Below are 14,687 nucleotides of genomic sequence, written 5' to 3' on the forward strand. Positions count from 1 at the left end.
CTTCCGCCGCCGCTGCCTTCAACGATCCCGTGACTCCCACTACCGCAAACGACTCAGCACGCTCGGAAGCTACGAACCGCCGTAGCAGTACTAGGAGAACTCCACTCCGTACCGCGCGGAGGTGCCGAGCGTGCGGTACGTGCCGTCGTAGGCGAAGGAGGTCCTGCCCCAGGCCCAGTAGGTGCCGTCGCGCAGGTCCGCCCACGGGGTGTGGCAGCGGGTGATCCGCCAGCTCCCGTAGTCACCCGCGTAGGCGAACGAGCCCTTGTCGCAGGAGACCTTGGCGATGTGCCGGCCGCGGTTCTTCCCGTCCACCCAGTGCTGCAGGTCGCCGACGTAGAGCGCCCTGTTCTTCCAGGTGCGGTAGTGGGACGGCCAGTCGATCCGGGTCTCGATCTTCTGCCGGACCGCGTCGTCCCAGGGCGCCCACTCGATGCAGACCCGCTGGGAGATCCGGCCCCACGAGTCCGCGTCGGACAGGATCCGCGACTGGTTCCAGTCACTGCAGTGCTGCCGGTAGCTCGCCGCCTGGGCGGCCTGCCCGCCGCCGAAGAGGCTGGCGCCCACGGCGACCGCGACCGCCACGACGCCGACGATTCCGCTCTTGATCCGGTTCATGGTGTCCTCCCGTTTTCTCGGCCCCTGCCGGGGTTCACTGCCACCACGACGGGCCGGGCGACCGGGTTCACGGGTTCCTCCCCGCGGGTGACCCCCACCGGTTCGTCCCCCTTCAGGGCGATTACGGCGGCGCCGGCGCCGGGAAGGATCGAGGCGGGAGGAGCCTTTGACACAGCGCCGCACGACCCGGGAGAGCACGAGCGACGACTATCTGATCCGCCGGCTCTACCTGGAACACGGCGGCGCGCTGCTCGCGTACGCGACCCGGCTGATGGGTGACCGCTCGCTCGGCGAGGACGTCGTGCAGGAGACGCTGATCCGCGCCTGGCGCCGGCCGGAGGCGCTGGCCGACGAGAAGGGCTCGGTCCGCGGTTACCTGTTCACCATCGCGCGCAACGTCGCCATCGACCGGCACCGCGCCCGCCAGGCCCGTCCCACCGAGGTGGCCGAGACCGGCGCCACCGTCCCGGTGGAACGTGACCACGCGGACACGGTGGTGGATTCGATGGTGCTGCTCGGCGCGCTGGAGAAGCTGTCCGCCGAGCACCGCGACGTGCTGCGCGCTCTCTACTTCGAGGGGCGCAGCGTCGAGGAGGCGGCCGCCCACCTGGGTGTTCCCGCCGGTACGGTCAAGTCGCGCAGCTATCACGCGCTGCGGCGGTTACGGCAGGCGATCGGTGAGCCGGCACGTCCGCTGGTGGTCGCGGCAGAGGGGACCACCGGATGAGCCCGCACGACTCGGAGCTGCTGGGTGCGTACCTTCTCGGGGTTCTCGACCGTGCCGAGCAGGACGCGGTCGAAGAGCACCTGGCGGACTGCGCAGACTGCCGCGACGACGTGGCCGGCCTGCGCCGGATGGAGACCGCCCTCGGCGCTCTCCCGCCGGAGGCGCTGATCGACGGGCCACCGCAGGACGGTGACCTGCTGTTGCAACGCACGCTGCGGCAGGCTCGCGAGGAACGCTCCCGGCCGCGGCTGAAGCGCCGGACCATCCAGGCGGCCGCGGCCGTGGTGACCGGAGCGGCCGTGCTGGGCGGTGGACTGCTCGGCGGTGGTGCCCTGGTGGAGAACTCCGCGGCGCCGCAGCCGATGCCGTCGGCCGGCACCGCACCCGGCACCCGCACCGGGAGCGGCGCGGATGCCACCACCGGCACGACCATGACCGTGGCGGTTCAGCCCGCCGACGGCTGGGTCCGGGTCCGGGCCACGGTCGGTGGGGTCCGGCCGGGCGAGCAGTGCCGGCTCTACGTGGTGGCGCGGGACGGTAGCCGCCGGGAGGCCGGGACCTGGCAGGTCTCGGCGACGTCGGCGGCCGGCACCACCGTCGACGGCGCCGCGCTGGTGCCGCCGGCGGACGTGTCCGCCGTCCGGGTGGAGACCCTGGCGGGCCGCAAACTGATCGAGGTGCCGGTCTAGCCGGGCGTCAGCGGCGCAGCCAGGGCTGGAGCGCCTTGGTGACCCGCGGCAGGACCAGGTAGGTCATCACCGGGGTCAGGCAGAGGGTGCTGATCAGCGTGCTCAGCACCACGTTCAGCCCCCGCAGGTGCGGGGCGAGCAGGACCGCCGCGACCAGGCTGACCGGGAAGAAGCCGAGCCAGATGGTGACCGCCTGCTTCCAGCGCGGCGGCGCGGGCGGCGCCGGCGGCGCGGCCACGGCGGGCTCGTCGACCTGGCGCTCCTGCGGCGGGTCGAACCAGCCCTCGATGCCGGTCCGCCGCTCGACGCGGGTGTGCTCGACGAAGCCCTCGGCCGAGGAGAGCCACCACTGCCGCTGCGCCGACTCCTCCCAGTTGCGCAGCGACTCCTCGTCGGCGAAGCGGTAGAGCATGTGCCACTCGGCGGAACCCGGCTCGGGCCGGACCCAGCCGGTGCCGAGGAAGCCGGGGAAGTCCTCGGCGAGAGACGCACCCGCCCGGACCCAGGCGGTCATCTCGGCCGCGCGCTCGGGGTCAGCACGGCGCGTGATGGCCACGGTCACGGGGAGTTCCGTCAGGGTCTGCATGTCTCACATTGTGGTAACCACTTGTTTCAGCTCCAAGACCGAGTGCCGTACCCCACATCGCCGGGCCGGACGGTAAGTTGCCCGGGTATGACGCTGCAACGAAAGTTGTCGATCTCAGCACTCGCTCTCGTCATGGTCGCCGGCACCGGGTTCACCCCCGGGCGGGGGCCCTCCTGGCAGCTCAGCGACACCGGGTCGACCGCCCGGTTCCGCGGGCTCGCCCCGGTCAGCGCCAAGGTCGCGTGGGCCGCCGGATCGGCCGGCACCGTCCTGCGCACGGTCGACGGCGGCCGCAACTGGGCCTCGGTCGGGCCGCCCGAGGCGGCCGCCTTGCAGTTCCGCGACATCGAGGCGGCCGACGCGCGCCACGCGGTCGCGCTCACCATCGGTAACGGCACCGACTCCCGGGTGTACGCGACGTCGGACGGTGGCCGTACCTGGACGGAGACGTTCCGCAACGAGGACCCGGTGGCCTTCTACGACTGCCTGACGTTCTCCGACCGGCGGCACGGGCTGGCCCTGTCCGACCCGGTCGACGGGAAGTTCCGGATCCTCGCGACCAGCGACGGCGGGCGGACCTGGCGGGTCCGGCCGACCACCGGGATGCCGGACGCGCTCCCCGGCGAGTTCGCCTTCGCGGCCAGCGGGACCTGCCTGGTCTCGTCCGGGCGGCATGCCTGGTTCGCCACCGGCGGTGGGGCCACCGCCCGGGTCTTCACCTCCCACGACGGCGGCCGGAGCTGGTCGGTCACCGACTCGTCGGTGCCGAGCGGGCCCAGTGCGGGCATCTACTCGCTGGCGTTCCGCGACTCCCGCACCGGGCTCGCGGTCGGCGGCGACTACGCGGTCCCGGAAGCGGCGCCGGACGGCGCGGCGGTCAGCTGGTCCGGTGGCCGGCACTGGACGGTGGCGAAGAAGGTTCCGGGTGAGTACCGCTCCGGGGTGGCGTGGACCGGCCGCGGGCGGACCGCGCTGACCGTCGGGCCGACCGGCAGCGACATCTCCTACGACGGCGGGTTCACCTGGCGCCGGTTCGACACCGGCAGCTTCGACGCCGTGGACTGCGCCGCCGACGGCTCCTGCTGGGCGTCCGGCGAGGCCGGCCGTATCGCCCGCCTCTCCTGGCGCTGAGATCACCGCGTGAGGTTCGGGTGCGCCGCGCGCCCGAACCTCCCCCGCGAGGGTCAGCCGTTGAGGTAGGCGAGGACGGCCAGGACCCGGCGGTTGTCGTCGTCGGACGGCGGCAGCGCCAGCTTGGTGAAGATGCTGTTGATGTGCTTGCTGACCGCCTTCTCCCCGATGAAGAGCTTGGCCGCGATCGCCGCGTTCGACCGGCCCTCGGCCATCAGGCCGATCACGTCCCGCTCCCGGGCGGTCAGCGCCGCCAGCGGGGACTGGTGCCGGGCCAGCAGCTGCGACACCACCTCCGGGTCCATCGCCGTGCCGCCCTTGGCGACCCGGCGCACCGCGTCGACGAACTGCGCGACGTGCGACACCCGGTCCTTCAGCAGATAGCCGACTCCGCCGTTGCGGTCGGTCAGCAGCTCCCGGGCGTAGAGCGGCTCGACGTGCTGGGAGAGGACCAGCACCGGCAGGCCCGGCACCACCGAGCGGGCCGCGATCGCCGCCTGCAACCCCTCGTCGGTGAAGGTGGGCGGCAGCCGTACGTCGACCACAGCCACGTCCGGCCGGTGCTCCACCAGGGCCGGCAGCAGCGACGGTCCGTTGTCGACCGCGGCCACCACCTCGAAGTCGTACGCCTGCAGCAGTCGCGTCAAACCGTCCCGGAGGAGGGCGAGATCCTCGGCGATGACAACGCGCACGGCAGCTCCATGGTCACGACGGTCGGCCCGCCCGGCGGGCTGGACAGGATCATCGTGCCATCGAAGGCGGCGAGACGGCGTTCGATGCCTCGCAGCCCGGTGCCGCCGGCCGGGTCCGCCCCGCCCAGCCCGTCGTCGCAGACCCGCATGTGCAGCACGTCGTCGCTGTGCCAGAGCTGCACCTCGGCGTTGCGGGCGAAACTGTGCCGGGTGATGTTCGCCAGCACCTCGGCGACCGCGAAGTAGGCCGCCGACTCGACCGGGGTGTCGAACCGCCCCGGCACCGCGGCGCCCACACTGGTCGGGATCGGCAGGGCCATGGCCAGGGCCCGAACCGCACCTTCCAGCCCGCGCTCGGCGAGCACCGGCGGGTGGATGCCGCGGACCAGGTGCCGCAGCTCGACGAGCGCGGTCGAGCTGGTCTCCCGCGCCTCGGCGAGCAGCTTGCGGGCGGTCTCCGGGTCGGACCCGACCATCTCCTCGGCCAGGCCGATCGTCATGCCGAGCGCGACCAGCCGGGCCTGGGCGCCGTCGTGCAGGTCCCGCTCGATGCGGCGCAGCTCGGCGGCCTGCGCGTCGACCGTGTCGGCCCGGGTGACGGTGAGCTCGCTGACGCGCAGGCGCAGCTCGGCGTTGCGGGTCGGGCCCAGGAAGAACCGGTTGACGTGCGCGTCCACCCAGCGCAGGTAGGGCGCCGCCGCGATGCCGATGGCCAGGATCAGTGCGCCCTGCGGCAGCGACAGGAAACCCTCGCCGAGGGTGTCGATCGGCCAGATCATGCCGTACCCGTAGTTGCCGGTGCCCAGCCAGATCCACAGTGGCAGCAGCAGGATGCCCTGGATGCCGTAGAGCGGCACGGCCAGCGACAGCACGCCCAGGACCAGGCCGGTGACCGTGCCCGGCAGCAGCCAGGCCAGGTCGCGCCAGGTCGCCGGGTCGGTCATGAGCCACCGGTAGCGACGCAGGCTGCCCACCGGCGACCGCTCCGGACGGGGCCGGTACGGCCGGGCGGCCGGCACCCCGAACCCGGCCCCGAGCCGCCGGGCCAGATCGGCCCGGGCCCGGATCAGCATCGTGACCAGCGGCAGCAGGACCAGACCGAGGCCCAGCACCGGGGTCAGCACGAGCGACACCACGAAGAGCACGAACAGCGGAATGTTCAGGATGGCGAGCGGGATGGCGAGCACCCCTCCGGCCACTGCTCGGATGCCGTCGCGGATCCAGTCACGGGACTCCATGACCTCATCCTGGCCGCCGTACACCACCGTGTCGGTAGTGCCAGCCCTACCACCGTGCGGGGTCTGGCACTCCTGACCGGAAGCCGGCGGCACGGTTCGCTGGGATCATGACGACGACAACCGAGACCAGGACGGCCGGCAGCGACTTCGCGGAGCTGAACCGCCGGATCAACGCGGCGGGGCTGTTGCGCCGGCGGCCCGCCTACTACGCCGTACGCCTCGGTCTGGTCTCCCTGGGCCTGATCGGCGGCTGGGCCGCCTTCTTCCTGGTCGGCGCCTCCTGGTGGACGCTCGCCGTGGCCGTGTTCCTGGCCGTGGTCTTCGCCCAGGTCGCGCTGGTGGCGCACGACCTGGCGCACCGGCAGGTGTTCCGCACCAACAAGCCGAGTGCGCGGGCCGGGCTGATCGCCGGCAACCTGGCGATCGGCATGTCCTACGGATACTGGATGGACAAGCACACCAAGCACCACGCCAACCCGAACCACGACGATCTGGACCCGGACGTCGGCCCGGGCGTGCTGGTCTGGAGCCGGGAGGCGGCCCGCGGCAAGGGTTTCCTCGTGAAATACCAGGCCTTTTTCTTCTTCCCGCTGCTCACCCTGCTGGGCCTCTCCCTCAAGCGGGACAGCGTCCGCGCCCTGCGCGACGGCACCGTGAAGCGGCGCGGCCTGGAGGCCGCACTGCTGGCCACCCACTTCATCGGGTACGCGGCCGCCCTGCTCCTGGTGCTCTCCCCGCTGCAGGCGCTGGCCTTCCTCGTCGTGCACCAGGCGCTGTTCGGTGTCTACCTGGGCCTGACCTTCGCACCGAACCACAAGGGCATGCCGCACCCGGACGGCACCGAGGACTTCCTCCGCAAACAGGTCCTGACCTCGCGCAACGTGCGGGGCGGCCGGCTGATCGACGCGGCGCTGGGCGGCCTGAACTACCAGATCGAGCACCACCTGTTCCCGGCCATGCCGACGCCCAACCTGCGCAAGGCGCAGCCGGTCGTGCAGCGGTACTGTGCCGAGATCGGGGTTCCGTACGAGGTCACGAGCCTGCGGGACTCCTACGCGCAGGCGCTGCGCCACCTGCACGACGTTGGGGCGGACCTGCGGGGCTGAGAGGTCCGACCTCCACACCGATCGGGCTATTTATGCCGTTCCACCCGCCCGCCGAAATCGGGGGCCGCGCCGAGCCGCTAAAGTTCCGGGGGTACCCACCGTTTGCCAACAATTAAGGTTTAGAGTGCCGCGCGTGAAGGTGACCTTGCAGGAGATCCGGGAGCGGACCTATAAGCCGGTCGACGCGTGGTGGACCGTAATTCTGGTCGACCCGCTGGCGGCCCGGCTGGTGCGTCTGGTTGCGCCCTACCGGTGGATCACGCCCAACGTTCTGACTCTCATCGCGACCATTTTCGGCACCGGTGCGGCCGTCTGCTTCGCCTTCGGTGACCGCTGGTCCCTGATCGCCGGGGCCCTGCTGTTCCACCTGAGCTTCGTGGTCGACTGCATGGACGGCAAGATCGCCCGGCTGAACGGGACCGGGACGATGTTCGGGCAGTGGCTCGACTTCGTGCTCGACCGGGTGCGGGTCTTCTTCATCGGGCTGGCGCTCTTCGGCGGGCAGTACGTGCAGACCGGCAACGACGCGTACCTCTGGCTGATGGCCGTCGTGGGCTTCCTCGACCTGTTCCGTTACCTGAACAGCAGCCAGATGCAGAAGGTCCGCCGCAGCATGAGCGACCAACTGCTGGAGCTGCGCCCGCCGCAGCCGGTGCACGCCGAGTCGGCCGCCGACATGGCGGAGCCGGGCGACGAGATGCCCGAGGAGGCGTCCGCGCCGCCGGCCGGCAACCCCGGCCTCAAGCGGCGGGTCGGCGACTTCCTCCGGGCGCGCCGGATCCGGACCCACCTGATCAGCGGTATCGAGTACGAGATGTTCGTCTTCATCGTCGCCCCGCTGACCGGCCTGATCTTCCCGGTCACCATCGCGGCCGGAGCCGGCCTGCTCGCCTTCGAGGCGTTCCTGATCTACAAGCTGCTCCGCACCTGCCAGGCCTTCCCGGGCAAGCTGGCGGCGGCGCAGCAGGAGTTCGCGGCCTACCAGGAGCAGCTGCCCACCCAGCCGCTGCACACCACGGTCTGACCCCATCGGCTCGACGAGCACCCCCGGCGGATTCCGCCGGGGGTGCTCCCGTTTTGAAACCGGCATTCGGCGCGGACCCGCAAGGCCGGTGCCGAACAGACGATCATGACCGTCACGCTCTCTCCGGACCGGCCCGCCGAGCGGACGCGGGGCGTGCCGCTCACCGTCCGCCTGCGCCTGCTGAGCACCGCCTCCGGCCGGCCCCTGCCGGGGTACGCGGTGAGCCTGTGGCACTGCGAGCCCACCGGCGCCCAGCCCTGCGCCGGACGGCAGAGCGCCGACCCGGCCGGCTGGGTCACGTTCGCCGGCGCCTTCCCGGACGCCGGGGCGAGCCGCTGGCCGCACCTGCACTTCGAGGTCTTCGCCCCCGGCACGGCCGGCCCGCTGCACGCCGCCCAGCTCGCCCTTCCGGGTGACGCCTGCGCGACCGCGTTCGGGCGGCGGCATCTGAGCGGGCACACCCTGGCCACGGACGGATGCTTCGCCGGCGGCTGGGCGCTGGAGATGCCGTCGGTCACCGGCGACGCCGCCCGGGGGCTGGTCGCCACGCGTACCGTCGGAGTCTGACGCTAGATTTGCCGGATGCCACGACGACGCCTGCTCTACCTGCTCGCCGTCGTCGCACTACTGGGGCAGATGGCGTTCGCCATGGTCACCACGGCGGTGCAGCAGTCGCCGACGATCGACGAGCCGGTCTACGTGGCGACCGCCGAGGTCTACCGGCAGCAGCACAGCCTGCGCTACAACCCGGAGCACCCGCCGCTCGGCAAGCTGATCATGGCGGCCGGGACCGCGTTCGGCGGCGCCGACCTCGATCCGAACTATCCGGGCAACCAGACCCGGCTGGGGCGGCACCTGCTCTACGAGAACGGGAACAACCCGTTCCAGCTGATGCTCCTGGCCCGGTTGCCGATCATCCTGCTCACGCTGCTGTTCGGGCTGGTCGTGCTGGCCTTCGCGCGGGACCTGGCGGGGCCGGTGGGCGGGCTGGTCGCGCTCGCGCTCTACGCCTTCTCCCCCGACGTGATCGCCCACGGCTCGCTGGCCACCCTGGACGTGCCGGCGGCGGGGATGCTGCTCACCGCCTTCTGGCTGACCTGGCGCGCCCGGGAGAGGCCACAGCTCTGTCTGCCCCTGGCGGGGGCGGCGCTGGGTGCGGCACTGGCCACCCGGATGAGCGTGCTTCCCGCCGTACCGTTGCTGGTCGCTCTTGCCGGGCTGTCGCTGTGGCATGCGCAGGGGAACCGCCCGGAGCGACCGGCGCTGCGGCGCCGCCTGCTGGTGGCCGCCGGGGCCGCGGCCGGGGTGGGGTTGCTCGCGGTGGTGGTGGTCTGGCTGTCCTATCTGGCGGTCGATCCGCGGCTGCGCTGGACCACCCCGCCCGGCCTGCCCGATCCGGGCGGGCTGAAAGGGCTGGCGGTGGACCTGATGCCGTTCCCGCAGGCCTACCGGGACGGGATGCTGATCCAGTTCCGGTTCGAGGCGAAGCTGTTCAACGGGTTCCTGCTCGGTGAGGCCTACCGAGGGTCACCGTGGTACTACATGCCGGTCGCGATCCTGATCAAGACGCCGCTCGGCATGCTGGCGCTCTGGGCGGCCGGCATGATCACGATGCTGGTGCTGCCGAAGCTGCGGGTCGCGGCCCTTTACCTGTTGCCGGTCTCCGCGGTGGCGGTGCTGGTGACCATGGCCGGCAGCCGCAACTTCGGCACCCGGTACGTGATCGTCCTGCCCCTGTTCCTCGCGGTCGCGGCGGGCACCGTGGCGCTGATCCGCCTCCGCTGGTCACGCATCGTCACCGGACTGCTGGTGCTGTCCGTGGCGGCCGGCTCGCTGATGACCTTCCCCTACTACCTGCCCTATTCGAACGTGGCGTTCGGCGGGACCGCACACACCAGCGAGAACCTGCACGACGCGAACGTCGACTGGGGCCAGGACCTGGCCCGGCTCGGGCAACACCTGAAGTCGCGGTACCCGGGTGAGCGGATCTGGCTGGTCTACAAGGGCGCCGGGGTGCCCACCTACTACGGGATCACCGCCGAGGACCCGTACGCGGTGCCGGAGGACCAGGTCCGGGGCCTGCTGGTGGTCTCCGAGTCGCGGGTGGCGCTGGCCGGCCCGCGCCTGAAACGGCTGATCGAGAGCAGCCGGAAGATCGACCGGGTCGGCTACTCGATCAGCATCTATCGACGGTGACCCTTCCGGTTACCGGCGAGTAATGCTTAGGTGATGCGATGACGCACTACGACATCGTGATCGTGGGCAGCGGCTTCGGTGGCAGCGTCAGCGCACTGCGGCTGGCGGAGAAGGGCTATCGGGTCGGCGTGCTCGAGGCCGGCCGCCGGTTCACCCCGGAAACGCTGCCCAAGACCTCGTGGGACCTGCGCAACTTCCTCTGGGCGCCGAAGCTCGGCCTGCGCGGCATGCAGCGGATCACCCTGCTCAAGGACGTCATGGTGCTCTCCGCGGCCGGCGTCGGCGGTGGCTCGCTGGTCTACGCGAACACGCTGTACGTGCCGCCCGCCGCGTTCTTCGCCGACCCGCACTGGTCCGGGATCACCGACTGGGCGGCCGAGCTCGCCGTCTTCTACGACCAGGCGTCGCGGATGCTCGGGGTCACCCAGCAGCCCACGATGACCGCCGCCGACGAGGTGTTCCAGCAGGTCGCCGAGGACATGGGGGTGGGGCGCACGTTCCGGCGCACCCCGGTCGGCGTCTACTTCGGAGAGCCGGGCAAGACGGTGCCGGACCCGTACTTCGGTGGCGCCGGGCCGGACCGGACCGGCTGCGTGGAGTGCGGCAACTGCATGATCGGCTGCAGGGTCGGCGCCAAGAACCGGCTCGACGTCAACTACCTCTACCTGGCCGAGCGGGCCGGCGCCGTGGTGCACCCGGACACCGAGGTGACCGCCCTGCGCCCGGCAGCCGACGGCTGGCTGCTCTCCACCCGGAACGGGTCGTTCACCGCCGGCCAGGTGATCCTGGCGGCCGGTGCGCTCGGCACCCAGCGGCTGCTGCACGCCATGAAGGACACCGGCGTGCTGCCCCACATCTCCGACCGGCTCGGCCAGTTGACCAGGACGAACTCCGAGGCGCTGCTCGGCGCGGAGACCAAGGAGGTGCCGGAGCGGCCGTTCTCCCAGGGCATCGCGATCACCTCGTCGTTCCACCCCGACGAGCACACCCACATCGAGCCGGTCCGCTACGGCCCGGGCAGCAACGCGATGGGCCTGCTCTCGACGATCCTGGTGGACGGCGGCCGGGTCCCGCGGCCGCTCCGGTTCCTCTGGGAGGCGCTGCGGCACCCGGTGGTGTTCGCCCACTCGATCTCGGTGCGCCGGTGGAGCGAGCGGACCATCATCGCGCTGGTCATGCAGTCGATCGACAACTCGCTGACGGTGCGGCGCACCCGGCGCGGGCGGCTCACCACCTCGCTGGGGCACGGCAACCCCAACCCGACCTGGATCCCGGTCGGTCACGAGGCGGTGCGCCGGATCGCCGACCGGATCGGCGGCTATCCCGGCGGCACGGTCGGCGACATCGTCAACATCCCGCTGACCGCGCACATCCTCGGCGGCGCCACGATCGGCGCCTCGCCCGCCGAGGGGGTTTTGGACGCCTACCACCGGGTCTACGGCTATCCCGGCCTGCACGTCGTGGACGGCTCGGCGGTCCCGGCGAACCTCGGCGTCAACCCGTCGCTGACCATCACCGCGATGGCCGAGCGGGCGATCGCGCTCTGGCCGAACAAGGGTGAACCGGACCAGCGGCCGGCCCTCGGCGCCGGCTACCAGCGGGTGGCGCCGGTCGCGCCCCGGTCCCCGGCCGTCCCGGCGCACGCGCCGGCCGCGCTGCGCCTGCGCCCGCGATGATCCACTCGCTGCCGGCCTCGCCGGTCCCGGCGCCGTGCGAGACGGTCGTGCGCCGGCCGCATCCCCGGCTGCGCGGGCACGTCCTCGCCTACAGCGGCTTCCGCACCACGGAACCGATCGGGCACCGGGTCCTGCCGATCAACGTCCCGGCGCTGATCATCGACATCACCGGCGCGGGGCGGGTGGTGACCGGGGCGAGCAGCCGGCCGGTGATCTCCGCCGCCGACCGGTGGGGACACGGCGTCACGGTCGGCCTCACCCCCGACGGGGTGCGGGCACTGCTCGGTGTGCCGATGCGGGAGCTCACGGAGCGTTCCGTACCCCTCGGTGAGCTGATCGGCGGCCGCGACGCGGAGCTCGCCGAGCGCCTGGCCGCGATCCCCGACTGGGCGGGCCGCTTCGCCCTGCTCGACGGCTGGCTCGCCGCCCGGCTGCGGCCGGGCCGCGAGGATCCGCTGGTCACCGCGGCGTGGAAGCGGCTGCAGCAGGGGCCCCGGGTGGCCGCCGTGGCGGCCGAACTCGGGGTGGGCCGGCGCCGGCTGGAGACCGGGTTCCAGCGCCGGATCGGCCTCTCCCCGGGCCGGGTCGCGCGCATCGCGCGCTTCCAGCGCGCCGTCGATCTGGTCGCGCTGGGCAGGTCGCTGCCGGCCGCGGCGGCCGATGCGGGGTACGCCGATCAGCCGCACTTCACCCGCGAGGTACGGGTGATGGCCGGCGTGGCTCCGACCGAGCTGCGCGCATTGCTTCAAGACGCGACCGCTGTGCCTCGCTAGCTTCAGGGGCATGACACTCACCGGAAAGACGGCCATCGTCACCGGCGGTTCCCGCGGCATCGGCCGGGCCGTGGTCCAGCGGCTCGCCGCCGACGGAGCCCGCGTGGTGTTCACCTATCGCGACAGCAAGGCGGCCGCCGAGGAGCTGGCCGCCACGGTCGAGAACAGCGTGGCGGTGCGCTGCGACCAGGCTGACCCGGGCAACCTGCCGGCCCTGTTCGACCTGGTCCGCGACGGGCTGGACATCCTGGTCAACAACGCCGCGATCAGCGCGACCCTGCCGATCGCCGACCTCACCGGCGAGGACTTCGACCGGATCATGACGATCAACGCGAAGTTCCCGCTGCTGGCCATCAAGGAGGCGATCCCGCTGCTGCGCGACGGCGGCCGGATCATCAACCTCTCCACGCTGAACACCGTGGTCCCGGCGCCGGGGCTCGCCCTCTACTGCGCGAGCAAGGCCGCTCTCGAACAGGTCACCAAGGTGGCGGCCCGGGAGCTGGGCGGCCGCGGGATCACCGTGAACACCGTCGCGCCGGGCGCCACCGACACCGACATGCTGCGCGGGACCAACCCGCCGGAGGCGCTGCAGCAGACGGCCGCGTTCACCGCGCTCCAGCGGCTCGGGCAGCCGCCGGACGTCGCGGCGGTCGTCGCCTTCCTGGCCGGGCCGGACTCGGGCTGGCTGACCGGCCAGACCCTGCACGCCACCGGCGGCCTGCTCGTCTGACCATCGTCCTCACCGGCCTCGTCGTCCTCAGAGGACGAAGGCGTCGGTCCAGAGCTGGCGGGAGCGGCCGGACAGCGCCTCCATCAGGCCGACGGCCTGGCTGTCGGTCAGCCCGGCCACGAAGTCGATCACCGCCCGGCCGCGGGCCCGGCCGATCCGCTCCGGGGTGTCCGCGGGCAGCTCCGCCTCGGCCAGCTCGACCAGGTCGCGCAGCCGGCGCGGCAGGCGCTGCGCCTCGTCCGGGTCGGTCAGCCAGGCCAGCAGCGCCTCCACCAGGGAGGCCAGCAGCCGGGCCTGCCCGCGCTGGTGCAGCGCCAGGTCGGGGCGCTCCAGCACGAACCGGTTCTGCACGAACTTGAGGATCTGCACCTCGTGCCACTGCGCCCGGGCCAGCTGCACGTGCCCGCTGCGCACCGCCGGCTGGCCGATCATCTCGATCGACTCGACCAGGCGCCGGGTCCAGTTCGCCGAGAACGCGGCCACCCTCGCCTCGGCCTCCAGCGACCCGTCGAACGGGCGGGCCAGCAGACCGTCCACCAGCTCGGCCCGGACCAGCTCGACCGCGTCGGCGAACGCCTCGTCGTCGGCGATCCAGCCGTCCTTGCGGTGCAGCTGCCGGCGCAGCGACTCGATTGCGCCACCGGCCCGGTTCAGGTCGGTCTCGTCCCGCCAGCGCTGCCAGGCCATCAGCTCGGCGGCGACCGCGCCCTGCTGGAGGACCCCGACCCGGTGCACGTCCTCCAGGTCGTGGATGGCGTAGGCGATGTCGTCGGCGGTGTCCATCACCGAGGCCTCGACGGTCTGCTGCCAGTCGGCGACCCGCCCGGCGAACGGCGCCCGGGCCGCCCGCACGTCCCCGACCTCGGTCGAGTACGCCCCGAACTTCAGCGAGCCGCCGTCCGGGTCGTCCGGCACGGCCGCGGCGCCGCGCGGCGGCGGCTCCATGAACCGCGGGTGCGGGTCCGGGTGGTCGCGCCGGGTCCACGGGTATTTCAGAATCGCCGCGCGGGTGGCGTTGGTCAGGTTCAGCCCGATCGTCGCCTGCCCACGGATCTCGGTGCTGGTCACTATCCGGTACGACTGGGCGTTGCCCTCGAACCCGTCCCGCAGCCGCAGCCGGTGCCGGGCCAGCCGGTCCAGCACCCGCTCACCGAGATGCCCGAACGGCGGGTGCCCCAGATCGTGGGCGAGCGCGGCCGCCTCCACCACGTCCGGGTCGCAGCCGCCCAGCTTCTCCGCCAGGTCCGGCTGATCGTCGCGGAGCCGCTCGGCGATCGCCCGGCCCACCGTGGCGACCTTGAGGCTGTGGGTGAGCCGGTTGTGCACCAGCAGACCGGCGCCACCGGGGCTGATCACCTGGGTGACACCGGCCAGCCGGGCCAGGAACGGCGAGCTGACGATCCGGTCCCGGTCCACCCGGAACGGGCTCGACGCGAGGTCACCGGGGGCGACCAGACTGTCGCCGAAGAGCCGCTGGGCACGGGGATCGTCCATGCCCGGG

The 14,687-nt window shown here is 72.4% G+C and carries 15 protein-coding genes; 10 read left to right on the top strand and 5 right to left on the bottom strand.

Annotated features, from left to right (window positions below):
* Positions 1-90 precede the first annotated feature (90 nt).
* Positions 91-618 (bottom strand): hypothetical protein, encoded by a 528-nt coding sequence (locus AB0F81_RS32615; protein WP_360203452.1) that lies wholly within the window; start codon positions 616-618, stop codon positions 91-93.
* 166 nt (positions 619-784) lie between these two features.
* Here AB0F81_RS32615 and AB0F81_RS32620 point away from each other — a divergent pair, with 166 nt between their 5' ends.
* Together AB0F81_RS32620 and AB0F81_RS32625 are read left to right on the top strand one after the other, a co-directional pair.
* Positions 785-1,345, top strand: coding sequence for a sigma-70 family RNA polymerase sigma factor (locus AB0F81_RS32620; RefSeq protein ID WP_360203453.1), 561 nt, complete (start codon positions 785-787; stop codon positions 1,343-1,345).
* Positions 1,342-2,034: a zf-HC2 domain-containing protein gene (locus tag AB0F81_RS32625; protein WP_360203455.1), complete on the top strand. Its 693-nt coding sequence runs from the start codon at positions 1,342-1,344 to the stop codon at positions 2,032-2,034. The genes AB0F81_RS32620 and AB0F81_RS32625 overlap by 4 nt, the downstream gene beginning before the upstream one ends.
* A 7-nt stretch (positions 2,035-2,041) precedes the next feature.
* Here AB0F81_RS32625 and AB0F81_RS32630 read toward each other — a convergent pair whose 3' ends face one another.
* Positions 2,042-2,620 carry an antibiotic biosynthesis monooxygenase gene (locus AB0F81_RS32630; protein ID WP_360203456.1) on the bottom strand — a complete coding sequence of 193 codons (579 nt, stop codon included), beginning with the start codon at positions 2,618-2,620 and terminating at the stop codon, positions 2,042-2,044.
* 87 nt (positions 2,621-2,707) lie between these two features.
* Here AB0F81_RS32630 and AB0F81_RS32635 point away from each other — a divergent pair, with 87 nt between their 5' ends.
* Entirely contained in the window at positions 2,708-3,751 is a 1,044-nt protein-coding gene (locus tag AB0F81_RS32635) for an oxidoreductase (protein ID WP_360203458.1), read from the top strand.
* A gap of 53 nt (positions 3,752-3,804) precedes the next feature.
* Here the strand turns inward: AB0F81_RS32635 and AB0F81_RS32640 are convergent, their stop codons facing one another.
* Entirely contained in the window at positions 3,805-4,443 is a 639-nt protein-coding gene (locus AB0F81_RS32640) for a response regulator transcription factor (RefSeq protein WP_360203459.1), read from the bottom strand.
* On the bottom strand, positions 4,395-5,681 hold the full coding sequence (locus AB0F81_RS32645; protein WP_360203461.1) for a sensor domain-containing protein: 1,287 nt from the start codon (positions 5,679-5,681) through the stop codon (positions 4,395-4,397). The genes AB0F81_RS32640 and AB0F81_RS32645 overlap by 49 nt, the downstream gene beginning before the upstream one ends.
* 107 nt (positions 5,682-5,788) lie before the next feature.
* On the opposite strand from AB0F81_RS32645, the gene AB0F81_RS32650 reads away from it, so the two are divergent.
* The 7 genes from AB0F81_RS32650 to AB0F81_RS32680 all read left to right on the top strand — a co-directional run bounded on the left by AB0F81_RS32650 (position 5,789) and on the right by AB0F81_RS32680 (position 13,186).
* A complete protein-coding gene (locus AB0F81_RS32650; RefSeq protein WP_360203463.1) occupies positions 5,789-6,787 on the top strand; it encodes an acyl-CoA desaturase in 999 nt (332 codons plus the stop codon).
* Between the two features lie 133 nt (positions 6,788-6,920).
* Positions 6,921-7,811: a CDP-alcohol phosphatidyltransferase family protein gene (locus tag AB0F81_RS32655; protein WP_360203465.1), complete on the top strand. Its 891-nt coding sequence runs from the start codon at positions 6,921-6,923 to the stop codon at positions 7,809-7,811.
* Between the two features lie 105 nt (positions 7,812-7,916).
* Positions 7,917-8,378, top strand: coding sequence for a hypothetical protein (locus AB0F81_RS32660; protein WP_360203467.1), 462 nt, complete (start codon positions 7,917-7,919; stop codon positions 8,376-8,378).
* 15 nt (positions 8,379-8,393) lie between these two features.
* The gene (locus AB0F81_RS32665) at positions 8,394-10,007 is read left to right on the top strand and encodes a phospholipid carrier-dependent glycosyltransferase (RefSeq protein WP_360203468.1); all 1,614 of its coding nucleotides are present in this window, start codon (positions 8,394-8,396) and stop codon (positions 10,005-10,007) included.
* A gap of 38 nt (positions 10,008-10,045) precedes the next feature.
* Entirely contained in the window at positions 10,046-11,683 is a 1,638-nt protein-coding gene (locus AB0F81_RS32670; protein WP_360203469.1) for a GMC family oxidoreductase, read from the top strand.
* On the top strand, positions 11,680-12,456 hold the full coding sequence (locus AB0F81_RS32675) for a helix-turn-helix domain-containing protein (protein ID WP_360203470.1): 777 nt from the start codon (positions 11,680-11,682) through the stop codon (positions 12,454-12,456). Before AB0F81_RS32670 ends, AB0F81_RS32675 begins: the two co-directional genes overlap by 4 nt.
* 10 nt (positions 12,457-12,466) lie before the next feature.
* Positions 12,467-13,186, top strand: coding sequence for an SDR family oxidoreductase (locus tag AB0F81_RS32680; RefSeq protein WP_360203472.1), 720 nt, complete (start codon positions 12,467-12,469; stop codon positions 13,184-13,186).
* A gap of 27 nt (positions 13,187-13,213) precedes the next feature.
* Here the strand turns inward: AB0F81_RS32680 and dgt are convergent, their stop codons facing one another.
* Positions 13,214-14,680, bottom strand: a complete 1,467-nt coding sequence (dgt, locus tag AB0F81_RS32685) for a dGTP triphosphohydrolase (protein WP_360203473.1) — start codon at positions 14,678-14,680, stop codon at positions 13,214-13,216.
* Between the last annotated feature and the right edge of the window lie 7 nt (positions 14,681-14,687).

This window comes from Actinoplanes sp. NPDC024001, assembly GCF_040638955.1.
GTDB lineage: Bacteria > Actinomycetota > Actinomycetes > Mycobacteriales > Micromonosporaceae > Actinoplanes.